Below are 24,605 nucleotides of genomic sequence, written 5' to 3'. Positions count from 1 at the left end.
TGTCAATCCATCTTTTCACAAGTTCCACTCTTGTACATATCAACTATTCTCCTAATGACATATGCATAGGGAGAGATAAACCTAATCTGTATATGCGGGGTGATTGTTCGTAAGCACATGAAGCCAAGTGTACGTAGGAATGGATCAATCGTAATTTCGCAGCATCAGAGGAAATGCTTAGATCGTACAATTCACTTTTAAAATACGTTATGGAGTGATGGTGATGGAAAATTATCAAGTCGTCCCTTGGATCAATGACGTTTTAGATCCAGGCGTCGTAGCTAATATGTATGTTCCCCCAGGGTTAGAGATGTTGGCACGTGTGGTTATGGAACGATACGACATGCAGGTATATGATATGGTTTTGATCACCTCCAAGCCTGACAAAGGCGGAGCTATCTGGAAAATTAACACGAACAAGGGCAATCTTAGTATCAAATGTTTGCATAGACGGCCTAGAAGAAGTCTTTTCAGCATCGGTGCACAAGCATACATGTCTGGCTTAGGTTACCGCGTACCTTCGTTCATTCCTACCAAAGAAGGGAATTACTACGTTGAAGCTGGTGGAAAGCTGTGGATCGTAACAGACTGGATTGAACCCCTCGTACCTGTATCTAAAATTGATTTAGAAGGCGCTGCTCAGCTGTGCTATGGCTTAGGTGAATTTCACAAGAATTCCAGAGGCTATGTACCTCCTGCCGGCTCGGAAAAATCTTCTCGGATCTTCGGTTGGGGAAAATATTACGAAAAAATCATTTCCAAAATTGGCTGGTTCAAAGACATCGCTTTGGCCTATCCAGAAACGACAGCAAGTGCAAGCTTACTTGAGGTCATTGAAGAGTTTAAGCGCCAAGCCAATGACATCTATCTTCGTTTTCAAAACTCGCCTTACACCACTATGCTCTCCAAAGGGGAGCCGCATTGGGGACTTGCCCATCAGGATTTCGGATGGTCGAATGGTCAAATGGGACCAGGCGGTATCTGGGTCATCGACTTAGACGGCGTTTCCTACGATCTACCGATCCGTGATTTACGTAAATTGATTACAAGTACCATGGATGATATGGGCGTATGGGATGTGACCTGGATTCGCGGTATGATCGAGGCCTATCACCAAGCCAACCCGCTGGATCAAGAGACATTTGAGATCCTATGGATCGACATGGCCTTTCCGAATGAGTTTTACAAGCATGTGAAAGAAATCGTGTTTAATCCAATCCCCTTCCTTGAGCTTGAGCTCGGACCTATTCTGCAGAGAGTTCTGACAACAGAAACGAGTAAATGGCAAGCTTTAGCGGAGCTGGAAAAAGATAAAGCAAATTATCCTGCAGGCGACTACACGCTGGATATTACCCAACCACTCATCATCGAGCGTCCCGCTTCAGTTCTTCCCGGAGATCTCACGATACCTGCCTATTCAGAGCGTCCGTACAGTACGCCTAGCTTGCCTATTTCTGAGCCTGTATACAGTACGCCCAGCTTGCCTATTTCAGAGCCTGCATACAGTACGCCCAGCTTGCCTATTTCAGAGCCAGTATTTACGGAGACTCCCGATCTTGTTGCGGCATTACCTGATCAAGAACCTCACTACTCGGAGACTACGGATCCAATCCGAATTCCAGCTTACTCAGAAGCTGAAGAACCTTATGCGCTTCCATTTACACCGAAACCAGCCTTCTCGGATGCTGCTGCCGAGCCATATGCACATCCTTTAGCACAAGAGGCTGTTTATTCGGAATCTTCTGAGCTGATTGCAATTCCTTATTCACCAACATTGCCTGGAGATACGACTGTCCCAGTGATGCCAGCCATTCCAATGCCTGCAGACTTCGCTCCTGTTCCTGCCCTCGTACTTGTCCCAGCAAGAGCTAAGAAGAAATTCACTTTACGTGTACCTAAAAAGCGTAGAGCTTTCCGAGCTAAACCATCTAGAAAGTATACCGTTTGGAAAAAAAGAAAGCTTAAAAAGCTGGTCAAATGGAAAAGACGCACCCGCTACAAACTCATTTGGAGCAACAAAAAACAGCGCTATATCAGAGTCATTGTTCCTATTCGTAAAACGATCAAAAAACGGAGCAAAGTCATCAAACACCGCTACAGCAAACCTTTGAAGAAAAACTTGCAACACTTAGCTAGAAATAAGAAGGCCTATCCGATGAAGAAAAAGCAGCTTAAACCCAAGCATCGAACTGCTTAAAGAAAGGAAGGTGTTAACTTGTGAACATTCTGATGATTTGTACAGAAAAGCTGCCAGTTCCGAACATTCGTGGGGGAGCCATCCAAACTTATATTTGTGGGGTAGCTTCACTGCTCAGCAAGCATCACAGAATTACGATCCTTGGCCGAACAGACCCCGATTTACCCAATGATGAAGTGGTCGACGGCATCCGTTATGTCCGTGTAGATTCTGAGGGATTACTTGAGCCCTATAAGGCAGGGGTCGTCCATTTCCTAGAGCATACATCGGAACATTATGATATTATTCAAATTTATAATCGCCCGTTGCTGGTTCTGCCAGTTCGCAGCGTTGCGCCCAATTCTCGAATCATTCTGAGCATGCACAACGATATGTTTAATCCTTTTAAGCTGGCGAATCCGGTTGGTAACGCTGTAATTGAACAAACAGAGCGTATTATCACCATTAGTAAGTATATTGGGGATGCGATAACCGATTATTATCCACATGTGGCTAGCAAGCTCCGTACGATCTACTCTGGCGTTGACTTGGACCGATTCGCGCCATGGATGGAGTCCGCTAGTGCTTTGCAAGCAAGAGAGAGTATCCGAGCTGAATATAATCTTTCTTCTAAAAAGGTCATCTTATTTGTGGGTCGGTTAACCCGCAATAAAGGCCCGCACGTCTTAGTCCGTGCGATGTCAGACGTCACGCATTCCGATGCAGTACTCGTGGTTGTCGGGGGAGCCTGGTTCAATGATGATACCATCAGTGACTACGTAGCATACGTCAGAGCACTTGCCGGACGCGCACCTCTTCCGGTTATTACGACAGGGTATGTGCAAGCACACGATGTTCATCGGTGGTTCTGTGCGGGAGATGTATTTGTGTGTACATCCATTTGGCAAGAGCCGTTAGCGCGAGTGCACTATGAGGCCATGGCTGCTGGACTGCCGTTTCTTACAACAGCCAGAGGCGGAAATCCAGAAATTGTGATCAACAATAACGGCTTGCTCATCAATAATCCAGAAGATCCCAAGGAGTACGCGCGCGGGCTTAATACGATGCTTTCCGACCTTGGCCATGCGCGTCAAATGGGAATCAACGGCCGCCGCCTAGCCGAACGAAATTTCACTTGGGAACGCGTCGCACAGGAAATTCTGGCTGTCTGGGAACAACGCTAAGCTGATTCACAATTTGTAAACTCCGTAGAAAGGGCTGTCCCACAGATGACATCGTCTGCTGGGTAGCAGCCCTTTTTTCTACGTTTTTTTGGGGGCATCGACTAAATTAGGTGCAGCGGCAGCTTTTCTCGGTCTGTTAGTCGATAAAATCGACTAATTAGGGTGCAACAGTTGCAATTCTAGTTGCTGCTCTCGTGCTAGCCACGTGCAACCCATTTTTAGATGGAAGTTAACGTGAAAAATCCCTCAATTTCTGAGCAGTTCCTGCACGAACGGCTAACCAGAAATATAATGGGAGATTTTCCAGCTTTATTGAATTTTCGCACCAAGACTAGTGTATGTCCTGGTAAATATGTTAGTGAAGCCCCCAGAGTATAGAAGGCTTAGTCCTCGTCAGACTCTTCTTCGTCTTCATCGTCAGACTCTTCTTCGTCTTCATCATCGGACTCTTCCTCGTCTTCATCATCGGACTCTTCTTCGTCTTCATCGTCAGACTCTTCCTCGTCTTCATCATCGGACTCTTCTTCGTCTTCATCGTCAGACTCTTCTTCGTCATCTTCGTCGGACTCTTCTTCGTCTTCATCATCAGACTCTTCTTCGTCATCTTCGTCGGACTCTTCTTCGTCTTCATCGTCGGACTCTTCTTCGTCATCTTCGTCGGACTCTTCTTCGTCTTCATCGTCGGACTCTTCTTCGTCATCTTCGTCGGACTCTTCTTCGTCATCTTCATCAGACTCTTCTTCGTCTTCATCATCAGACTCTTCTTCGTCATCTTCGTCGGACTCTTCTTCGTCATCTCCACCTAATGCCGATATTGTTACTTCATCATCTGAATCATCGTCTTCATCTTCGTCTTCATCTTCGTCGTCTTCTTCATCTGTATCTCCATCTTCTTCATCTTCATCTTCTTCGTCGTCTTCCCCGTCTGTATCTCCATCTTCTTCCTCGTCATCTTCGTCGTCCTCTTCACCAAACTCCTTTTTGGTGCCGTCAGCAAGTTCAACTTCTACTTCATCGACTAAATCCCAATCAAGTTCTCCAAGAAATGCACGAATAGCCTCATCTCTCATTTCAACTTCATCCAAATCAAGACTCATCTTGTCCCCGTTGATAAACTCCACTTTGATTTCAACTACCTCTGCATTTCCTTTTAAATAGCTTTTAATTGCGTCCAGATCTAGCAAATTAATCATTCCTCTCCCTCTGTCGAGTGCGACACTTATATTGTCTCTCTGTATACTATGATTTTCCTGTAGCCATGCTTAGGCTGTTGATCACGTAGATTTGCGGATTGTATTTGTCCCAGAAGCACGATATGCAAAAAATAACAGTTAGAAAGCGGAACGTACCTTGCTAATCGCCCTTCCAATTAAGATTTTTCATCATAAATTAACAATAGGTCTATAAGCAGACAAGGAGGTCATAGCTATGAAAGGATTAATTCTTTGTGCGGGTAAGGGCACTCGACTCCAGCCATTCTCTAATATTAAGCCGAAGGGATTGCTTCCTGTGGCTAATAAACCGCTTATTTTTTACGGAATTGAGAAGTTGGTCGAGTTAGGTATTTACGAAATTGGCATCGTGATCCGGCGCAATCACTATGACATGTTTATGGAAGAAGTAGGCCTTGGCGAGCGATGGCAGGTTCGTATTACGTATATATTTCAAAAAGACCCCTTAGGCATCTCAGACGCCGTGAAATATTCGGAGCCTTTCATAGCAGGTGAATCATTCGTCTTAATGCTCGGTGATAATTTGATCACACAAAAGCTAGATGGCTTATGTCACGCGATTACAGAGGAAGGGCACGATGCAGCTATTCTATTACGCGAAGTCGCGAATCCGAAAGATTTTGGTATTGCAGAAGTCGACGGGGACACCATCATAGCACTCGTAGAGAAACCAACAGTACCCAAGTCCAACCTTGCCGTGCTGGGGGCTTATGCTTTTAAGCCTAGCATATTCAAAGCGATTCATGCGATCAGTCCCTCTGCCCGTGGCGAGTACGAAATTACGGATGCGATTCAGTGGTTGATACATCACCAATATTCAGTCGCCTATCAAATAACAGATAAAAACTTCTCCGATGTAGGTACGATGGATGGCTGGTTAGGGGCCAATAAATGGATGCTAGATCAGATGGAAGAAGAAGGTACATTGGATTACAGTGTGAGCGACACACATATTAGAACTGTAATTATCCATCCATCTTGTATAGATCCAAGTGCAGAATTAATCGACTGTGTCATCGGTCCCTATGTGACGATCGGTCCCAATGTTAAACTCGAAAGCTGCACCCTGGAGAACAGTATTTTGCTCGAGTATGCCATTCTGAATCCGAATCATTATCCCATGACGAACTCGATTATTAGTCCACAGTCTGTTTTTATACAAAGCAACGGAGGGTCAGGAAAATGAACATTTTAATTATCGGAATGGGCTATGTGGGCGTTACTACGGGGTTAGTTTTTGCTGAACTAGGTTGGAAGGTAACTGGGTTAGATACAGATGCTTTGAAAATACAGTCCCTATCTGAGGGCAAGCTTTCATTCTATGAGCCTGGATTAGACATTTTGTTGAGTCAACACCTCCAATCGGACAATATCCGTTTCACTTCAGACCCTATTCAGGCGATCCGTGAACATAGCGTTATTTTCCTTTGTGTAGGAACACCTTCAGATATTAATGGAAGCGCTGATCTTCAATACGTACGTAATGTCGCTGAACACATCGGCACAAATATGAATGATTATAAGCTGGTTGCTGTTAAAAGCACAGTTCCTATAGATACGAATCGCAAAGTGCGCCAATGGATTCGCGAAGCACAAACGTCCCCGCATCCTTTCGATGTGGTGTCCAATCCAGAGTTTCTGCGCGAAGGCAGCGCGCTCTATGATTCTCTGCATCCTGACCGGATTATCATTGGCAGTAACAGTAAGCAAGCCGTGGATACGCTCAAAACTTTATATCGTTCGATTAATGCCCCTGTCCTCGTCACCAAACCCAAAACAGCGGAAATGATTAAATATGCTTCAAATGCCTTCCTAGCTACGAAGATTTCGTATGTCAATGAATTATCTAGGCTTTGTGACAAGATCGGGGTAAACATCTCAGACGTTACGAAAGGCATGGGCATGGATCACCGCATAGGACCTCACTTCCTTAGAGCAGGAATCGGTTATGGGGGCTCCTGTTTCCCCAAGGATAGTAAAGCTTTGCTTTATACGGCCAAAGAGAACGACATCCAACTTAGTATTCTTGAAAAAGTTACGGAAGTTAACAACTCGCAGGCTTCTTATTTTCTGAACGTGTGGGAGGAAAAGCTTGGAGGCTTTGACCACAGAACAATCGCGATTCTTGGCATTTCATTTAAGCCCAATACAGATGATTTAAGAGAAGCCCCTTCCCTTGCCATTATGCAACACTTGTTGGAAAAACAAGCCATCCTTCGTGTACATGACCCGATCGCTAAACTTCCTTCTTATTTACAAGGAGAATTTGTACAACAGTTTGACTCCCTAGAAGACACCTTGGATGGTGCGGATGCCATCATCCTCTGTTCTGAATGGACCGACTATATCGGAGCAAATTGGTCACAATTGCGATCGGTGATGGGAGATTACTTCATTTTCGATGGCAGAAATAAACTGGATGGTAAATCACTTACTGATCTCGGATTTTACTATTACGGCATTGGAAATCGCTAAACCATTTCATGAAAGGAGTTTTCTAGCTATGAAAATACTAGTCACAGGTGCCGCCGGATTCATCGGATCGCATCTTTGTGAGCGACTGCTGCAAGATCCTACGCATGAAGTGGTTGGACTTGATGCTCTCATTGCGAAATCACCAACGCCTGTCAATGTACGGGAATACAATCTTCGTCACCTTCTTTTGCACAACCGCTTCACTTATCTCCAACAGGATTTACTTGAAGCGAACTGGGACGACATTCTTCCCCAAGTGGATGTGGTCTATCACTTAGCCGGCATGCCTGGCGTGCGGTCCAGCTGGGGGGAAGAGTTCAAAACCTACGTTACCAACAACATCGAAGCCACTCAGCGCTTGCTCGAAGGCTGCTCCAAATATCCGATTAAGAAATTCGTCTACGCCTCCACTTCTTCCGTTTATGGCGAGAAAACGAATCAAGTGAACGAAGATGCTATCACAGCTCCGCTCTCCCCCTATGGCGTAAGCAAGCTGACAGGTGAGCAATTATGCAAGGTATATGCGCATAATGTTGGGGTCCCTGTTGTTGTTTTGCGTTTCTTCACGGTGTATGGGCCAAGACAGCGCCCTGATATGGCGTTTCACCGATTCATCCAGCATATTCGTCAGAATAAACCAATCCCCATCCATGGTGACGGACTGCAAACCCGCGATTTTACGTATGTAAAGGATTGTGTAGAAGCGATTACTGCAACCGCATATGCCGAGAACATCATAGGGGAAACGATCAATATTGGCGGTAAGGAACGAGCATCCGTCCTAGACTGCATCGCCATGCTGGAGGAGCTTTTCGGTCATCGCATAGACAGACAATTTATGGGCAAAGCCACTGGAGAGCCCCGGCACACATGGGCCGATATCTCCAAAGCACAGGTACTCCTTGGTTATGAGCCCAAAATCGATTTACGCACGGGGCTGCGAGATGAAATCGAAGATTTAAGGCAGACGCCTTATTTGTAGAGCGTGACAATGGCAGATTTAAATAACTGGATTCCCAGTATCTAAATTGGATAAAATTAGCCAGATTTCTAAATCAAATGGATTTCCTCTAGCTAAATCTCATAAATTCGGAATTTGGACAAAAAATCGACTCATTTACAGTCAGGTTTTCCAGTTATTTGCATCAAACAGCTGAAATCGATGATTTTTCCTGTATATAATCCAGTTATATGAAATCCCCCTCCCTCACTACCCTTTTATTTTGTCACAAATAAAAACGCTATCATGTTGATCAAGCTACAAATTCACCAAGAATAAGATCGTACGTTCCCTCCATAATTTGCAATAAACACCCTAATCGTTTATATTTTTATATTGCTGGCCATCCTATAAGATAGAATTCGGATGATTTGGCAATATAAGTTAGAATTTCAATAACGATGAGGTGTACCGAAATGACATTAAAAAAAACGGCTGCTGGTCTTCTTATACTCACAATGGCAGTAACAGGAGCAGCATGTTCCTCTAAAGATTCCACAACTTCACCAAGCCCTGCTGCTACAGCAACGGCAACTGCAGCTCCACAAGCGTCTGCTGTATCGCAAGATACAACGAACATGAAGGGCTATATCGCCGCTAGAATAGCTCGCGAGAAAGTAGATTACTTATTTGCAGAGGCCAAATCAGCTGATGGCGCATTCATAGTGAATCCAATTGCAGCGACAGATAAAGAAACAGCTAAGAAATTTTTAGGTAACTACTTTGATACATCAATGCTAGATACGTTGGTGAATTATTATGTAACTGATGCGAAAGCAGGCGCGGCGTTCCTGACGAACACCAAATCGTACTTCAAGTCCAATTTGTTGGACACCAAAAAAGAAGAGATCACATTTGATAAAGCGAATACAGCAGATCTTGTGAAATTCTCAACCAAAGACGGCGTTACGTATACGACTAAAAAAGTAAACGATAAATTCCTCGTGTCTGAGGTACAATAGGTTCTAAACAATAAATCCCCTGTGAACAATGCGAGCATTGTTTTCACAGGGGATTTTTGCTTACATCCATTATTGCCGATTACGGCGTTGCTCGCGCTACAAAACCCTTGGAGTCAGAAGTACCACTGAAAGAGGCCAAGCTCTTGAGCCATCTGCGTATCGTTCCACACTTTGCCGGACATCCCATAGGAAGTCAGATTGGACGAACGCAATAGTAATGCAACGTTCCGTGCACAAGTGAGTTTACGAAAAACCCTCTTACTTTAATCCCTGCCTCCCGATACTTACGTCTGGAGCGCTTGCTTCAATTCGGCTACCTTCTCTGGATGGGCATCTGCCACATTCTGACTTTCCCACGGGTCACATGTTAATTGATATAGCCGATCAGGTCGGTCTCTTTCCACGATGAGTTTCCATTCCTGATCAGCAGCCATGCGCCAATGACTCGGATGCTGAGGGCCTTCGTCTAAGCCGGACAGCTGCACGCTGCGTATCGTCTTCTCTTCACCCGCCAGAACTGGCTTGAGGGAGAGACTATCCGCCGCTTCTGCCATGTGAGTACCAGCCAGATGCACGATTGTACTTGCCAAGTCCTGCAGTTCCACCAGCGCGTCGCTGTACGTGTCTTTCACAATGCCTGGTCCGCTGATGACGAGCGGAATATTCACGGAACCCCGCTCCGGCTTGCATTTGCCGAACAGATTGAAATCGCCAAGCATATCGCCATGATCAGATGCGTAAATGATGACCGTATTCTCCAGCTCACCTCGGCGCTTCACTTCCTCGATCAGCTCGCCGACGTTGCGATCAATATTCGCGAGCATAGCGGCGTAGTTCTGCCGAATTGAGTTCCAGGTTACTTCGGGAACCGTACTATCATGGGGCTCCTGAAATGGAACATCCGCCCACTCTGCTTTCATGCGGTGCGTGATGTCCCACGGTTCATGAGGCCCTACAAAATTAACCATAAGAAACCAAGGCTGATCCTGAGGGAAGCTCTTCAGCATACCAATCCCATTCCGAGTTAGCCAGTTATCACAATAGGCCTCGTCGGGCAAATCCGTCGCATCCGTTCGTTGTCCACGGTTGGTCATATCCTTCAAATGGAGATTCGCCCAGCCATTTTTGTAGAGATAGGTCATATACGGGTCCTTCGGAGCTTCCCGCCCCGAAATAATCGCATCGATTTTACCTGCGTTATCAATCCCATCCGTGAAACCGAGTTCACCCAGGTCGTCAATCCAACCATCCAGCCCCCACCAATGCGTAGCTTTGTGAAGATCGAATTTCCCAACACCGCCTACACGATACCCCTGTTCCTTCAGAACAGCGTAAAACGTTTTCCGCGACATGTCATAGTTCTCATGATTGCCCGCCACATCCGCCTTATTGTAGCGCAAACCAGAAGCGAGACAAGCGCGGGCAGGCGCACACAACGGAGAGGACGTAACAGCTCGGGTAAACGTGACGCCTTGCTTCATCAAGGCTTCTATATGGGGCATCCGAATCGGCAGCGGTTCCATCCCTAAGCGTGATACAATCTCCGCCTCATAAGGCATCCAATCTCCTCGATGGGTATCTGGAAATAAAAATAAAAAGTTAGGTCGACTCATACACGAAACACCTCATTCACTTCATTTATGCGTTCTTTTGGAGGAGTAAGGGGTCCTGAACGTCCTTTTGCCAGGCCTGCAGCTCCTCTTCTAAGCGTTGAATATGAGCGTGCATAGCAGGATCCTCCGACACATCGGACATTTCCCACGGGTCGTTCAGTAAGTCAAACAATTGCGTGCGATTCGAACCCGCGTCTCCTGCTTGCGAATAACGAATATATTTCCATCGTCCATCATGGACCATGCGCTGCATATTTTTATAGACCGAAAATACACTCGCTCTACGCTCATTCCGCTCACCTAATACGTTCGGTACCATACTATGCCCCTCTACCTTATCGGGAATGGAATTGCCAGTCAATTCGCACAGAGTCGGATATATGTCCATTTGACAACCTAATTCACTGACTTGTAGACCCTGTGGCAGCCCTGGCCCTTGCATAATGAGCGGAATATGGATGCTATGCTCGTAAAGGTTTTGCTTTCCCAATAAACCGTGCTGACCCAAAGCAAGTCCATGATCGGCCGTATACACAATCAATGTATTCTCACTGTGTGGACTGGCCCTCAACGCTGCTAAGATACGTCCGATTTGGTCATCCAAATGCGTAATCATACTATAATAATCAGCCAGATGCTGGCGAATTTCTTCCGAAGTGCGTGGCATCGAGGCAAGCAGTTCATCTCGAACCGACAATTCACCGTTATCAAACGGGTGCTCTGTCATAAAATTAGGAGGAAGCGGGATATCCGCTAACGGGTAACGATCTAAATACGCTTGCGGCGGCGTTCTTGGATCATGCGGTGCTGTGAACGACACATAAAGAAAGAACGGTTCCTCAGCCTCATGCCCTTGAATAAAATCAATGGCCTTATCGGCAAATAACTCCGAAGAAAAGGTTTCACTAGGGTACATGGTATCCTGATGATATATACCCTGAGGGTCGTAGTCGTGGAGCGGCAGCCCCACATGCTCCCCCATGCCGCCAAAGAAAATACCCGCTCCATCTGCGAAGCTTCGAGCAAAGCTCTCTTTGCCATTATGCCATTTCCCAATACCAATCGTTCTATAGCCATCCTGACGGAATACCTCGGGTAAAAAGGTTTGCTCCGGATTCAAGTTCCATAGCGATGCATCCTCCGTCTGGCCGAGTGATACTTCTTTCTCTGATGCGGTAGCCTGAAAAACATGGGTTCCCGTCAGCAGGCTTGCTCGGCAAGGTACGCAAAGTGCTGCGGTTAAGCCGCCCATCGTGTAGATGGACTGATATAGCACCCCTTCAGCAGCTAATTGATCTAAGACCGGCGTTTGCACGACCGGATTTCCATACGCCCCTATCCCATCAAACCGATGATCATCCGCGATAAGAAAAAGGATATTGGATTTACGTATCTCTGATTGTTGTTCTCTCATCTTGGCCTCCTACTATTAAGGAATACGCTGAATATTTCCGCGATTATTTAATGGCGCCGCTTGTCAGACCGCGTTGCATATACTTTTGACCAAACAAATATAGGATGACGATTGGAATCGTAATCAGCACGAGCGCTGCGAAAACCTTATGATAATCGGATGTATATTCATTGATGAAGAACTTAGGCGCCATCGTCACGGTCAGCATCGTCTCTTTATTAATGAAAACAAGCGGAAACAAATACTGATTCCAGGAGTTGAGGAAAGCCAGAATCCCAATTGTTGTCAGAACAGGCACAGCTAATGGCAAAATAATGCGAACAAATTTCCCCCAGGCATTCGCCCCATCCATCTCCGCCGCCTCCAGCAGCTCGTTCGGAATCTCATCGAAGGCATTGCGCGCAAGCAGCAGCGAAAACGGGATACTCATCGCGACTTCTGGACCAATTAACGACATGTAGGTATTCATCCAGTGGAACGATTTGACCGTTTGAAACAAGGGGACTAACATCGCAACAGGTGGAATCATAAGGCCGATTAAACAAATTGCAAAAATGGAAGATGCTCCTGGAAATGTTGCCTTACTGAAGCCGAATGCAGCCAAAGCGACTACCGTCAGCAACAGAATGACCACGGAAACAGACACAATGAAGCTATTGATGAGGAAATGCGGGAATAGCTTGAGACTGAGCACAGCTTGATAGTTTCCCCAGTGGTCACCCTCTAGTGAATAGCCCAACAGATAAACAAGTGGCACAAGCCATACAATTGCGACAAGGAGAAGCAGAACATTCATCGTAATCTTCTCCGATAGTTGGATGCGACCGAACATTCGCTTACCTCCTTAATTTGTTATACATACGTAGTTGGAAGGCTGTGTAACCAAAGGCAATAAGCAGAAGGACGACGGACACAGCTCCGCTATACCCCGTATTGTATTTCAATAAGGATTCTCGGAATAAATACGTGGAAATCAGCTCCGTTGCGCCGCCTGGGCCGCCTTCGGTCATAATCCAGACCAAATCGAATACCTTCAGGGCATGAATGATGCCCAGAATAGCCAAGGTGATGTGCGTTCCACTCAGCATGGGGAAAATAATATGACGGAATTGTCGGATCACGTTAGCTCCATCGATTTTGGCAGCTTCACAAATTTCTTGATCGATATTAAGCAGACTCGTATAGTAGATCAACATATAGAAGCCAGTATTGGCAAAAATATAGACGGCCGCAATCGCATTCAGCGCTGTAGCGGGCTCGGACAACCAGGATTTCGCCCAGCTGGATAATCCCAGACCTCTAAGCATTTCATTCAATAAACCAAAGTTAGGTTCATAAATTCCTGCGAAAGTCGTACCGATCGTCACAACCGCAATCACATGCGGGAGGAAGAAGATGGACTTGAATAAGCCTTCCCCTTTCCAGACACCATTTAATAAAGTAGCCAAAAGTAGCCCCAGTATCATGGAAGCCGGTATCGTAATTAGCAAAAAATAACCCGTATGTCCAAGCGCTTCATAAAATTCCGCCGTGCTAAAAATCGTCACATAATTGGCAAAGCCAATAAACGTCTTGCTCCCGATCCCCGACCATTCAAACATCCCAATGTAGATGTTGTAGAAAATACCGAAGAACGTAAAGACAGAGACTAACAGCAGAAGTGGCAGCACGAAGTATAATCCGGTAAATCGGTGTTTTTTCTTTTTGGCAGATGGCATCGCAGTACTCGTTTCTGTATCCGTTTCTGTTAAAGCGATTTGCACATGAATTCTCCTCGCTTTCCATTCCATGAGGGAGGATCCTCCGCCATCACGTCTTTCCTCACGCTAGTGACGGAGGTCCAATAGATGGACAATCCAATCTTATTTAATAAAAAAAATATAGTCCAGTTGGGCAAAATGACACGGCTTTCACAACGTCCAAATTCGGCGCCGAGCTCGTGGCGATACCATACGTAGTATAGGCACTATCCCAAGCTGCCCATGATCGACATCTTAGTCGTCATGACACACCATTTTAATGATAAAATAAGGGAATGAATGCGTATATTCTTCCTCCTCATTCGTTATCAACGTTTCACTGCGTCTGAAGCCTTCTGGACCTCAGCCATAGCCTGATCTGCTGTGATCGTGCCCGTGGCGACTTTTTGCAAATTTACGAACAACGCTTGCTCGATCGAAGCATTATCCAAGAAACGGATGCCGCCAACGTCCTTCGTCATTTCATTGGTGATCAAATCAACGGACTGCTTCTCAATGTCTGTTTTCAGGTTCGTTTTATCCATCGACAAGCCTTCCTTGATAGGCAGGAATTGCAAAGCTTTGCTTAGAATTGTTTGGTAATCACCTGTTGCCATAAACTCAACGAATTTCCAGGCAGCTTCTTTATTCTTCGAATCTTTGCTTATGCCAAGCGGTACGTCGCCGTTGATCAAAACGCTTGTTTTACCACCTTCAATCGTCGGCATTGGCACAAGTCCAAAGGTGCGATCAGCGATTTTCAGGCCATCTTTATTCGCTACATCATTCATAATCCAAGCGCCGACCAGAATCATAGGCAATTGTTTCTTTTGTTCATACATATCGCGCAAATCCGGATCGTACTTGGTTGTTAAATTGCCATCTTGGAAGATTTTATCTGTGTAAAATTGTTTGAACGCATTCGTTGCTTGGATGAACGACGGATCTGTAAATTTCACTTTACCGGCGTCTGCATCGTATAATTTGCCAGGTGCGATTTGATTGACCAGCGTGTAGAATACGTCTGTCACTGTAGCACTTTTCCCACCAGCAAAGCCTAAACGAGGTAATACCCCAGGTAATTTGGCGTCATCGAATTTCTTGATCACTTGTTTCAGTTCTTCATAAGTTTTAGGTGGCTCTGCGCCTACCTTTTTGAATAGGTCCACATCATACGAAAGGAAGGGAGTAACGGCTACGCCTGTCGGCATCGTTCTGTATCCGTTCTTTTTGGAGGATTCTAGCGGTGTCGCTTTGAACAGCTTCTCCCAATCCTTGCCTAGGGACTTCTCCGCAAGCGGCGCTAAGGGCTCCAGAATTGGCGAGTAATTTTTGATCATCGGTCCATTCGCGAACGCCATCACGTCCGGAATTTCTCCGCCTTGGATCGCAACTTGTATTTTCTTCTCATAATCCGCAGACGGCGTGTGTACATAATTCACTTTAATGTTCGGATATTTATCATTAAAGGATTTGATCAGTTGCTGCCACACATTATCTTCTGGTGACCACGACCAAAAAGAGATCTCACCTTTGATATCCGCCGGCTTCTGTGATTCCGGCGCTTTCGTTTCAGCTGCTTTCGTCCCATTAGAAGGTGACGCGCTTGTGTCTTTGGTTGTAGACGAACAGGCTGAGAAGATCAACATGCAAACAAACATAAGACTGATCCAACTAAACTTCCTCATGAATAAACACCCCTTATTCAATAGTAGGAACCGCTTTCAGCTACTTTCTTATTTAGTATATAACCTATACTAATAAAATGCACGATTATTTTTAAATATGCGAAAATACACGGTTTTTCTTTGACAAAACCCTAAAATTTGTATAATATTCATACTAAATAAACGATAATCTGCGCAAGAGTAAGGTTGTGATAGGGATGAATTCAAGGGGTCCGATCGGAAATTATGATCTAGTCAAAAAAATCAATATGGAGCACACAATCTCAACCATATTAAAGTATCGCCCGATTTCACGCGCCAAAATTGCCGCATTAACAGGTCTCAACAAAATGACAGTATCCAGCTGCGTGGATCTCTTCGTGCAAAAGGGACTTGTTATCGAATTAGGAACAACAGGCACCTCACGCGGCCGTCCACCAACACTTGTCGATCTCAATGAAAACGCAGGCATCTGCGTGGGAATCGATATCGAGGTTCATCAGTTCACTGTACTCGTTACGGATATTCTTGGTAAAAAGCTCGACAGCATGATTTATCCCGCTGAAAGCAAAGATCCGCAGTATTTTGTCAGTGCCATTTCTCGTATTCTTCAAGATTTGGAGAAAGCCCATTCGCATCGGCAATTAGGTATCATCGGCGTAGGCGTCGTCATTCCCGTGTATTACAATCTCCAAACGAATGTCGTCGAATACAGCGCCAACCTGAAGGAATGGACCGATTTCCCGCTGCTTGATAGCTTAACGAAACACAATCCGAATCTCAACATTTACCTGAATCCGGCTCCTTACGCTGGCGCTATGGGCGAAGTTCATTTCGGGCGCTCCCGCTCCGTGGAGCATTTGGTGTACGTGACAAGCTCATGGGGATTATCTGTCGGTGTATATGACAAAGGCGAGTTATTTACAGGCACGGCTGGTACCGCAGGACGTTTAGGCCACTCTACCATACACATCAATGGGAAAAAATGCTCGTGTGGAAATCGCGGATGTTGGGAAATGTATGCCTCGATTAAGGCACTTTATGATCTTCTAGAGACGACACCGCAGGTGCTCCCCTTCGCTAATTTAATAGACGGACTGCGAAACGGCGATTCTCGCATCATCAGCGCGGTGAATGAACTAGGCCACTATCAAGGTATAGGTATAGCGAATGTCATTAATGCCTATAACCCGCGTGTCATCTGTATTGGCGGCCTACTCGCCCTCCTAGGTGCACCTCTAATCAACTCGATATGGAAAACGCTGCACGAGATGATTCCCGCGCGCTTCCTGAACAATCTCGAAATCTATTGTTCGGATTTGGGAGAGTTAGGCGTGGCTCACGGCGGCATCTCGATGGTCGTTAGACAGCTACCCAGCGCAATTATTGGGTATTCGTTGTTAGATTAAGCTAACCAGTACACCTGATAGAGGTTTTACCTCTGCGGGCCTCGGGGCGTATCCAGATAGTCGGGTTTTCCGGCTATCTTCCCGCTTCGGGCCTCGGATATGTTCGAGATAGTCGGATTTTCCGACTATCTTCCCGCTTCGGGCCTCGGATTTGCTCGAGATAGTCGTGTTTTCCGACTATCTTCCCGCTGAGGGCCTCGGATCTGCTCGAGATAGTCGGGTTTTCCGACTATCTTCCCGCTTCGGGCCTCGGATTTGCTCGAGCTAGTCGGATTCTCCGGCTATCTTCCCGCTGCGGGCCTCGGATATGTTCGAGATAGTCGGATTTTCCGACTATCTTCCCGCTTCGAGGCTCGGATCTGCTCGAGATAGTCGGGTTTTCCGACTATCTTCCCGCTGAGGGCCTCGGATTTGCTCGAGATAGTCGTGTTTTCCGGCTATCTTCCCACTGAGGGCCTCGGATCTGCTCGAGATAGTCGGATTTTCCGACTATCTTCCCGCTGCGGGCCTCCGATCTGCTCGAGATAGTCGGGTTTTCCGACTATCTTCCTGCTTCGGGCCCCGGATCTGCTCGAGATAGTCGGATTCTCCGACTATCTCCCCGCTAAGACCCGAGGCCTGCAGCGAGCCCTTCTTTTGAACACATAGTCAATTTTCCCTTCTACGGGTGTAAGCTCCGAGCCACCATAAAGTAAGCCTGAATCTCAGCAGTTTCGGTTACCCACGATTTGCTGCATACAGCACCATACGCCAAAAACAAATAGAGCTAAGCGCATGCAAGCTGCTTAGCTCCATTTTCATTAGTCCTGATAAATCTGCGGATTCTGCCGCTGGCATTCTTCAATCACTTGCAATTGCTGACGAACCTGCTGCGGCGTGATTTCACTAGGCACCCCTTGCGTAAGCGTTCGATGCAGCATGAGATACAATTGTTCTGTCATATGACTCATCAAGGTGCGATTCTCAGCAATCGTTTGCTTCCAGTTATCTGTATGCCACGTAAGTGTTTCACTGCAATAAGCGGGTAGACCCTCCGCATTGACGAGCGGTTCTCTAATCAGCTTCTGCTCAGGCGCTTCTTCCGGGACGAAATATTTCCATTCCAATGCCTCCGCTGTCCCCTTAATTCCACCTAGCGTGCCTTGAATATTGTAGGTTTCCCGAGGATACGCGCAGGTCGAGGAAATTTCCAGATCTATCGTTGGATGCCCGGCTTTTCTCATAATCAGCTTCACATAATCCTCCGCATCACCGAACGTATTTGCTCGATCCATGATGCATGTGATGTCGGGCAAACTCTCCGTGCCAAGCAGCTGTAAAGCTTGATCCAATGGATGCGGGCCGGTGTTCATCAAGTTGCCGCCATTGTTACTTTGCAACGTCTGCCAATCCCAGCGACGAGCGAAATTGTTCAAGCTGAAATTGATCTGGACAATTCTCCCTAAGACACCGGATTCGATAATCTGTTTCATTTGCCTAAAAGCAGGCTGATAGCGCGATTGCTGAAAGACCAGCAATTGCTTGCCCGAACGCTCTGAGGCTGCAATCAGTTGATCGACCTCTGCCGCCGTTTTGGCAAGCGGCTTTTCACACAAAACATGAAATCCACGATTCAGAAGCTCCAGTGAGATCGCAAAATGCTGATGACTCGGCGAAGCATTGATCACTAGATCCAGTTCTTCGTTCTCCACCATCTTTTCCCATGTTGAATAAGAATGACAGCCATACTCTTGGGTGGCTAGCGCTTGCCGTTCTGGTATGGAATCGGCAACGGCTACGATTTGGTAATATTCTGGAATTTGCACGAGTAAATTGCCATGAATGTCGCGTCCACTGCGACCTTGTCCAATAATACCGACTTTAATAATATCTTGACTCATTCCGATTTGCCCTCTTTCTCCTGCAAATTTATGGGGTATTGCCGAATGTTTTCTTGTACTCCGTTGGCGTTATGCCCACGCGTTTCTTAAAAGTACGGATAAAATGGCTTAAATGATGATAACCTACTTGAAATCCGATCTGAGTAATCGTATGTGTATTGCGGCGAATTAAGATCATCGCCTGTTCAATGCGGACCTCATTCACATAGTCCACAAAGTTTTGACCCGTTTCTTTTTTGAACACATGACTGAAATAGGCAGGCGCCATTTTGGCCAAATACGCACCATGTTCAAGCGGTATGTCCTGGCTGTAATTGTCATTGATATACCGTTTCACTTCATCAATCGGCTGCTGATCAGCTAACGCAGGCTGCTGTGTGGATTTCCGCTTCACTTTTCGAAATTCGCGGTCCATCGTAACTAGCAGTTTTGCAAGTGAAAGCTGGATCACGTATTCATACCCGAGTTCCTTAATCTCATATTCATCCTGCATATCTTGCAGCAGCTGCTCGAACAATATTTGCTTATTTTTTCCAATATGCAGCCACGCATTAGGCAGGGAAGCTATCCAGTCCTCCCCCGCCGTTACCGCGAAACGTGGCGCTCTAATCTGGTAATAACGCTTCATAGGTTCTGCAATAAGATCCGGCAGGAAATCAATCATCACCACTTCATATTCCTTATCCGCCATGGATTGAAGACTATGCTCCATACCAGGAAGGATGAGGAAGACATCCCCTTTGCCAACTACCAAAGACTTCCCACGTACTTGATGCTGACACTGCCCTTTAAGCACATAGGCCAGCTGCAAATATTCATGCATATGCATGGGTTGCTGCAGGGGATGGCTGGCATAGCGGAATATTTTAAAAGGAAATTCCTTATTTAATTGTAACTTGCTCTGTAAATACGGCATCCCTTGGTCAAATCCCACTCTCACAACTCCAATCCGTCCTTTTTTCAGTTCCCATTAGCATACGATAGGGCTCTTCTTTCTCACAATCTTTTTTTACTGGGTGAAAAACTGTTCGTCTTAAGCCAACATGTTTTTTACAACATGAAGGTCATAGGCTAGTCGCTCAACAGCCGGGAAAGGTGCATGGCATTCTAAGGTCAACCAACCGCTATAGCCAATTTCACGCAGGGCGTCGAACAACGGCTGATGATCTGCTTCGCCTTCTCCTAAGCGAGATTGCAAGAAAGCTTCATTCCCACGATGCGTCAGACTCCGAAACGTCCCTGGTGCACCCAGTTCCGCAACACGTTTCTCATCTTTGACATGGACATGGGCAAGATGTTTGCCTAACTGCAAGACGGACTCTCTGCCATAGTCGGTATCCGTAATATACATGTTCCCCGCATCATGAATCAGTCCGATATTGTCTTGTTCGATCATACTCAGAAGCTTCAAGGCACTGGGTACCGTTTCGACGAGTGATTCATTGTGAATCTCAAGAACAATTTGAATGCCCTTGGCTCTTGCCTCGACCCCACATAAATTCAGCCAATAAGCAGCTTTCGTATAATGATAATCTTGCGCCATGAAGGCATTAGGACCGCCCGGCTGTACGCGAATCATCGAGGCTCCAAGCTCACTTGCAATGTCCAGCAGACGTTTAAATTCGTCAATCGCGATGGCACATTCCTTATCACTCGCTGTAGAAAATCCCCCCATATATCCAGCCAGCGCCGGTATGTCTAATTGTAAGGTCTGCGCTAATTGTTTGATTTCCGTTATACGTTCTGGACTAGTATCCGGGGTGATATGGTTACCTCTTGCTGCAATCTCAATTCCGTCAAACCCTAACTGTTTGGTCAAAAGCATCGCTTCTTGCATACTATGAGCTGCGAATACGCCACTAAATGCTGCGAATTTCACGATAAGGCCTCCTCAGATAATCCCATTTCAATCTCTTTGATATACACATTCTCCAGCTTTATAGGTCATCTCGACGATGATACGATGTGCTTCCCGTCTAAATAGCACCAAATCTGCAGGAGCATGAGCCTCAACTCCCTCTTTAATTGGAAAATCCATACAGGCCGCGGGTCTCGTCGATGCCATCTCCCAAGCGTCAGCTAAGGTCGCAAGACCACGGGAGGTCAGATGCTCGATTCCCCAGCGCTGCAACTGGGCGGAGCCAGCCAGAAGCTGCTCATTCTGTGCGAGATGCAGCCTTCCCTCTGGCGTTAGGACGACTTCACCACCGACGTGGGTGGTATACGTTCCTGCGGGCAGACCACAGATTGCAACCGCGTCACTAACGAGGATGGCCTTCGGTCCTTTCACCTTCATGACAACTTTCAGCACCTGGTCTGGCAGATGGAAACCATCGGCAATCAGACAGCTCGCGAGTTGATCTTGGGCAAGCTGTTCCCACATATAGTTGGGATGTCGAGGCAGTGTCAGATGCGTGCCGTTGCCGAGATGCGTGGACATCCGCGCTCCACTCTCGACGGCAAGTTGAATTTGCTCCGTCGTTGCTGCCGTATGGCCAATAGAAACCATGACCCCGCTAGCCGTGCAGCGACTAATAAATTCAGCGCTGCACGGCCATTCGGGTGATAATGTCAGGATACGAATTCGCTGACCCGAAGCCGCTTGCCACCGGCAGAACAGCTCCCAATCAGGTGGCCTTATGTAGGCTTTGTCATGAGCACCCTTCGCACCGTCCTCCGGCGAAATAAAGGGGCCTTCGAGATGAATACCCACGATACATTGGGCTGCCAAAGGATCTCCTTGGCACACACGATCAATCGTCGCAACCGCCTGCTCGATGGCTTCCGCGCTGTTCGTAATAATCGTTGGACAAAATGAAGTCACTCCCTCACGCCATAGTAATTCAATCACCTTGCTAATGGACGCTTCCGTGAAGGGAATATCATTGAAATCGATGCCTGCAAATCCATTGATTTGCAAGTCTACTAAGCCAGGTGCCACAATGGGCAAGGCTCTCTTTGCTTCCTCATCGAGTTGAACTGATGTGATGGCAGCCAGAACTCCACGCTGAATGTCGATAAGAATCGGCTCGCCTGTTCGATAATGAAGCGCTTGAATTTGTTGTCTCTTCCTATTGTCCATACGCATCACAATCGACATACAACGTACAATCCACATGATTTCGTAAAATTGTTGAAGGACACGCTGTTGAAATCGTATCTTGCAGCGTCTTCGTCACCGCTTGATGCTTCGTTTTCCCTGGCACGACGCAGAATAAATGCGCACCAGCCAGCAAAGCTGGGATGGTTAACGTGATGGCATGTGTCGGTACCGCTTCAACGGAAGGAAAACAGCCATCATTCACCTGCTGTTGACGACATGCTGCTTCGAGCTCTACGGTTTTAACGAGCAACGTGTCCTCGAAATCAGCAACGGGGGGATCATTGAAGGCAATGTGGCCATTCTCTCCGATGCCCAAACACACAATATCTATGGGAGCCTCCTGTAATAAAGCGCTATAGCGTATACTTTCTAGCTCACTTGAGCTTGAGCTATCAATCAACTGAACAGTCCCTGGATGGACATGATCAAAGAGATGGTCACACAAGAATTGACTGAATCTCTGCTGTGCATCGACAGGTAAACCGATATATTCATCCATGTGAAAGGCTGTAATTCGCGACCAATCAATTGTAGGATCCTCTTTGAGATACTGGAGCACTTCACTCTGTGATGGCGCAGCGGCAAAAATCATCCGAATGTTTGGTTTTACCATCAACAGTTCCTTGATCTTCCCTGCGATATCCACACCTGCCGCCGTCCCCATCGCCTTACGATTCTGATAAACACGCACTTTCAACGCATCCACTTGCATTTCTTTCAATAGCATTTGACTAGGCATCATGTTCTCCCTTCATCGCGAGTTCTCTCCCTTGTGCGGCACTATGATAAATTCGCTCGACAAGCTGAACGGCACGAAGGCCATCCTCACCTGTTATTAAAGGGGGGTGTTCCGTTTCAATCGAGGTCATGACATCAATCAATTGACTTTGATGGAAATCCGACACGATATCACGCGGATCAGATATACCCCCATAGGTATTTCGCGCAGTCCGATTCGGCTCACTCCAGCCTGGAACCGTCCAATGGACGATCGTCGAACCTTCCAGCTTAATCGTCCCCTTTTCACCATACAAATGAATCGTTGCAGCGAAACCAGGGTTCATACTCGTTGAGGCCATAATACTGCCCAAGGCTCCATTCTCGAATTGAACGATGGCTAATCCTAAATCCTCCGCTTCCATCGCATGTGTCTGTGTGGCAATTTTGCCAAATACCGATTTGGCCTCGCCAGCAAACCACAATAGCAGATCGAGGCTATGGATTCCTTGATTCATCAACACTCCGCCATCGGCATCTCTCGTCCCTCGCCAGCCCGCGCTGTCATAATAGGCTTGTGAGCGAAAGAAAGGGAGTGATACTTCTACGAGGAGCAGCTTGCCTAATCCACCTTCATCCAAGACACGCTTGATGGCTTGATTCTGTGCTTCAAAGCGCCTTTGTGAAATGACAGAAAGCTGAACGCCCATTTCCTTCGCCGTCCGTACAAGCTTCTCCGCATCTTGAGCATGCATCGCGATCGGCTTCTCAATAACCAGATGCTTACCAGCCCTGAGCACATCTAAGCCAATCGTGGCATGGCTCCCACTTGACGTTGTCACACAGACAATATCGACCTCAGGCGAACTTAAGAGCTGATGATAGTCTGTCGTCCATGCGCATTTTTCCTGTTCGGCCACTTCTTTAGCTTTTGCCTCGTTGCGACTGGATACATACGTAAGCTTCGCTTCATCAATCTGACGAATAGCCTCCATATGGAAATCAGCAACCGTACCGCAGCCAATGATACCAAATCTCCAATTCGCCATCCCTTATACCTCACTTAACAGAACGCGAAGCGCATCTAACGTCATTTGCGTACCCATTTTTTTACTTCCACCAGTTGGAACATAATGTGTTTCGATCGTGAATAGTCCTTCATACCCATCGGCCAAAAGGGCTTTCAACTGAGCAATGACAGGCACATTGCCCGAACCTAGGGGTACGCAACGCGCCCTGCCGTCCACATCGAGATAAGCATCCTTGAGATGAACATGGGAAAGGACACTTTTCATACTCGCGTAGCCTGCAGGATAGGATTCGCACCCGCCATATGCCTCATTACCCGGATCCCATAAGCCTCTGAGGGCAGGTGAGTCTACACGTCGTACAATCGCCGCCACCTCCTCGGCATAACCGCCATTGCACGCAGGCTCATTCTCAAGCAGCAGCTCCACGCCAGCTTCAAGAGCAATCTCAGCCGCCTTTCTTAAATGCGCAGCAATCTCCCCCTCATAAAGAGCAGGTTGTTCCTCCCTCCAGAACGAAAAGATCCGAATTCGGCTCGTACCCAGCAGTTTAGCAATCGCAATGACACGATCTAATTTATGAAAATGGGCTTCGACCGTTTCTTCCTTCTGGCCGAAGGTGTCCCCTGAAGCTACACGTCTCGCTGGATCCAGCGCGCATTTGAATAGCGGGGATGCAATAGCGGAAACAAACAGTCCTCGCTGTTCAACTTGACGACGTATTTCCTTTATTTCCTCATCTGTCATCTCGGCGACATTACGCCCATTCACGACACGCACTTCGACATGCGTTAAGCCTTGCTCTGAAGCCCATCGTAAGGCTTCCTCCAAATGAGGAGAAACCTCATCCGTCAATACACCAAGTCGTTCCAATATCACAAGGGACATCCTCCTTACTCAAGTAAAAAGCCAACGATTCAGGCTTTCAATCCTGTCTTCACTATAACAACAAAACGTATTGCAAAGTTGTCATTTCTTTCGAAGGAAACTGACATTTTTTAAGTTA

General features: G+C 46.7%; 20 protein-coding genes. 7 read left to right on the top strand and 13 right to left on the bottom strand.

The genetic code is table 11. The features are described from left to right. The first annotated feature begins 223 nt into the window (after positions 1-223). Together A8709_RS33645 and A8709_RS11570 are read left to right on the top strand one after the other, a co-directional pair. The gene (locus A8709_RS33645) at positions 224-2,197 is read left to right on the top strand and encodes a CotS family spore coat protein (protein ID WP_084224837.1); all 1,974 of its coding nucleotides are present in this window, start codon (positions 224-226) and stop codon (positions 2,195-2,197) included. 20 nt (positions 2,198-2,217) lie between these two features. Next, positions 2,218-3,360, top strand: a complete 1,143-nt coding sequence (locus tag A8709_RS11570; protein ID WP_065852494.1) for a glycosyltransferase family 4 protein — start codon at positions 2,218-2,220, stop codon at positions 3,358-3,360. A gap of 383 nt (positions 3,361-3,743) precedes the next feature. On the opposite strand, the gene A8709_RS34485 is transcribed toward A8709_RS11570, so the two are convergent. Next, a complete protein-coding gene (locus tag A8709_RS34485; protein ID WP_065852493.1) occupies positions 3,744-4,553 on the bottom strand; it encodes a hypothetical protein in 810 nt (269 codons plus the stop codon). A gap of 235 nt (positions 4,554-4,788) precedes the next feature. Here A8709_RS34485 and A8709_RS11560 point away from each other — a divergent pair, with 235 nt between their 5' ends. The 4 genes from A8709_RS11560 (at position 4,789) to A8709_RS11545 (ending at position 9,029) form a co-directional block, all read left to right on the top strand. After that, positions 4,789-5,778, top strand: a complete 990-nt coding sequence (locus A8709_RS11560) for a sugar phosphate nucleotidyltransferase (protein ID WP_065852492.1) — start codon at positions 4,789-4,791, stop codon at positions 5,776-5,778. Further along, on the top strand, positions 5,775-7,067 hold the full coding sequence (locus A8709_RS11555; RefSeq protein ID WP_084224836.1) for a UDP-glucose dehydrogenase family protein: 1,293 nt from the start codon (positions 5,775-5,777) through the stop codon (positions 7,065-7,067). Before A8709_RS11560 ends, A8709_RS11555 begins: the two co-directional genes overlap by 4 nt. Positions 7,068-7,095: 28 nt before the next feature. Beyond that, the gene (locus A8709_RS11550) at positions 7,096-8,049 is read left to right on the top strand and encodes an NAD-dependent epimerase/dehydratase family protein (RefSeq protein WP_065852491.1); all 954 of its coding nucleotides are present in this window, start codon (positions 7,096-7,098) and stop codon (positions 8,047-8,049) included. A gap of 434 nt (positions 8,050-8,483) precedes the next feature. Next, positions 8,484-9,029 carry a hypothetical protein gene (locus A8709_RS11545; protein ID WP_065852490.1) on the top strand — a complete coding sequence of 182 codons (546 nt, stop codon included), beginning with the start codon at positions 8,484-8,486 and terminating at the stop codon, positions 9,027-9,029. Between the two features lie 284 nt (positions 9,030-9,313). Here the strand turns inward: A8709_RS11545 and A8709_RS11540 are convergent, their stop codons facing one another. From A8709_RS11540 to A8709_RS11520, 5 genes are all read right to left on the bottom strand, one after another. Further along, positions 9,314-10,642, bottom strand: coding sequence for a sulfatase family protein (locus tag A8709_RS11540; protein WP_084224835.1), 1,329 nt, complete (start codon positions 10,640-10,642; stop codon positions 9,314-9,316). 25 nt (positions 10,643-10,667) lie between these two features. Then, the gene (locus A8709_RS11535; protein ID WP_065852488.1) at positions 10,668-12,056 is read right to left on the bottom strand and encodes a sulfatase family protein; all 1,389 of its coding nucleotides are present in this window, start codon (positions 12,054-12,056) and stop codon (positions 10,668-10,670) included. Between the two features lie 43 nt (positions 12,057-12,099). Then, the gene (locus A8709_RS11530; RefSeq protein WP_065852487.1) at positions 12,100-12,888 is read right to left on the bottom strand and encodes a carbohydrate ABC transporter permease; all 789 of its coding nucleotides are present in this window, start codon (positions 12,886-12,888) and stop codon (positions 12,100-12,102) included. Between the two features lie 4 nt (positions 12,889-12,892). Then, a complete protein-coding gene (locus tag A8709_RS11525) occupies positions 12,893-13,846 on the bottom strand; it encodes a carbohydrate ABC transporter permease (RefSeq protein WP_065852486.1) in 954 nt (317 codons plus the stop codon). Positions 13,847-14,124: 278 nt separating this feature from the next. Then, a complete protein-coding gene (locus A8709_RS11520) occupies positions 14,125-15,483 on the bottom strand; it encodes an ABC transporter substrate-binding protein (protein ID WP_065852485.1) in 1,359 nt (452 codons plus the stop codon). A 197-nt stretch (positions 15,484-15,680) separates the two neighbouring features. Between A8709_RS11520 and A8709_RS11515 the strand changes: the two genes are divergently transcribed. Next, positions 15,681-16,871, top strand: a complete 1,191-nt coding sequence (locus A8709_RS11515; RefSeq protein WP_065852484.1) for an ROK family protein — start codon at positions 15,681-15,683, stop codon at positions 16,869-16,871. Positions 16,872-17,671: 800 nt separating this feature from the next. Here A8709_RS11515 and A8709_RS11510 read toward each other — a convergent pair. The 7 genes from A8709_RS11510 to A8709_RS11480 form a co-directional block, all read right to left on the bottom strand. Further along, the gene (locus A8709_RS11510) at positions 17,672-18,751 is read right to left on the bottom strand and encodes a Gfo/Idh/MocA family protein (protein ID WP_065852483.1); all 1,080 of its coding nucleotides are present in this window, start codon (positions 18,749-18,751) and stop codon (positions 17,672-17,674) included. Positions 18,752-18,779: 28 nt separating this feature from the next. After that, positions 18,780-19,685, bottom strand: a complete 906-nt coding sequence (locus tag A8709_RS11505; protein ID WP_065852482.1) for an AraC family transcriptional regulator — start codon at positions 19,683-19,685, stop codon at positions 18,780-18,782. 99 nt (positions 19,686-19,784) lie between these two features. Further along, positions 19,785-20,630 carry a sugar phosphate isomerase/epimerase family protein gene (locus A8709_RS11500; RefSeq protein WP_065852481.1) on the bottom strand — a complete coding sequence of 282 codons (846 nt, stop codon included), beginning with the start codon at positions 20,628-20,630 and terminating at the stop codon, positions 19,785-19,787. 27 nt (positions 20,631-20,657) lie between these two features. After that, the gene (locus tag A8709_RS11495; RefSeq protein WP_244163157.1) at positions 20,658-21,851 is read right to left on the bottom strand and encodes an N-acetylglucosamine-6-phosphate deacetylase; all 1,194 of its coding nucleotides are present in this window, start codon (positions 21,849-21,851) and stop codon (positions 20,658-20,660) included. Then, positions 21,823-22,593 carry a 6-phosphogluconolactonase gene (locus tag A8709_RS11490; RefSeq protein ID WP_425262321.1) on the bottom strand — a complete coding sequence of 257 codons (771 nt, stop codon included), beginning with the start codon at positions 22,591-22,593 and terminating at the stop codon, positions 21,823-21,825. The genes A8709_RS11495 and A8709_RS11490 overlap by 29 nt, the downstream gene beginning before the upstream one ends. Continuing rightward, complete coding sequence (locus A8709_RS11485; protein WP_065852479.1) at positions 22,586-23,620, bottom strand: Gfo/Idh/MocA family protein; 1,035 nt, start codon at positions 23,618-23,620, stop codon at positions 22,586-22,588. The genes A8709_RS11490 and A8709_RS11485 overlap by 8 nt, the downstream gene beginning before the upstream one ends. 3 nt (positions 23,621-23,623) lie before the next feature. Beyond that, positions 23,624-24,478, bottom strand: a complete 855-nt coding sequence (locus A8709_RS11480) for a sugar phosphate isomerase/epimerase family protein (RefSeq protein ID WP_141692494.1) — start codon at positions 24,476-24,478, stop codon at positions 23,624-23,626. Positions 24,479-24,605: the final 127 nt, after the last annotated feature.

Origin of the sequence: Paenibacillus pectinilyticus (genome assembly GCF_001700435.1) — a bacterium.
GTDB lineage: Bacteria > Bacillota > Bacilli > Paenibacillales > NBRC-103111 > Paenibacillus_E > Paenibacillus_E pectinilyticus.
Note: the sequence above shows the minus strand (reverse complement) of the source record. Positions and strands in the feature narration are given on the sequence as shown.

Bases quoted from the DNA above. Each gene is read 5' to 3' on its own strand.
- A8709_RS33645 (WP_084224837.1), top strand. From the start codon at position 224: ATGGAAAATTATCAAGTCGTCCCTTGGATCAATGACGTTTTAGATCCA.
- A8709_RS34485 (WP_065852493.1), bottom strand. From the start codon at position 4,553: ATGATTAATTTGCTAGATCTGGACGCAATTAAAAGCTATTTAAAAGGA.
- A8709_RS11560 (WP_065852492.1), top strand. From the start codon at position 4,789: ATGAAAGGATTAATTCTTTGTGCGGGTAAGGGCACTCGACTCCAGCCA.
- A8709_RS11555 (WP_084224836.1), top strand. From the start codon at position 5,775: ATGAACATTTTAATTATCGGAATGGGCTATGTGGGCGTTACTACGGGG.
- A8709_RS11550 (WP_065852491.1), top strand. From the start codon at position 7,096: ATGAAAATACTAGTCACAGGTGCCGCCGGATTCATCGGATCGCATCTT.
- A8709_RS11545 (WP_065852490.1), top strand. From the start codon at position 8,484: ATGACATTAAAAAAAACGGCTGCTGGTCTTCTTATACTCACAATGGCA.
- A8709_RS11540 (WP_084224835.1), bottom strand. From the start codon at position 10,642: ATGAGTCGACCTAACTTTTTATTTTTATTTCCAGATACCCATCGAGGA.
- A8709_RS11535 (WP_065852488.1), bottom strand. From the start codon at position 12,056: ATGAGAGAACAACAATCAGAGATACGTAAATCCAATATCCTTTTTCTT.
- A8709_RS11530 (WP_065852487.1), bottom strand. From the start codon at position 12,888: ATGTTCGGTCGCATCCAACTATCGGAGAAGATTACGATGAATGTTCTG.
- A8709_RS11525 (WP_065852486.1), bottom strand. From the start codon at position 13,846: ATGGAATGGAAAGCGAGGAGAATTCATGTGCAAATCGCTTTAACAGAA.
- A8709_RS11520 (WP_065852485.1), bottom strand. From the start codon at position 15,483: ATGAGGAAGTTTAGTTGGATCAGTCTTATGTTTGTTTGCATGTTGATC.
- A8709_RS11515 (WP_065852484.1), top strand. From the start codon at position 15,681: ATGAATTCAAGGGGTCCGATCGGAAATTATGATCTAGTCAAAAAAATC.
- A8709_RS11510 (WP_065852483.1), bottom strand. From the start codon at position 18,751: ATGAGTCAAGATATTATTAAAGTCGGTATTATTGGACAAGGTCGCAGT.
- A8709_RS11495 (WP_244163157.1), bottom strand. From the start codon at position 21,851: ATGTCGATTGTGATGCGTATGGACAATAGGAAGAGACAACAAATTCAA.
- A8709_RS11490 (WP_425262321.1), bottom strand. From the start codon at position 22,593: ATGCCTAGTCAAATGCTATTGAAAGAAATGCAAGTGGATGCGTTGAAA.
- A8709_RS11485 (WP_065852479.1), bottom strand. From the start codon at position 23,620: ATGGCGAATTGGAGATTTGGTATCATTGGCTGCGGTACGGTTGCTGAT.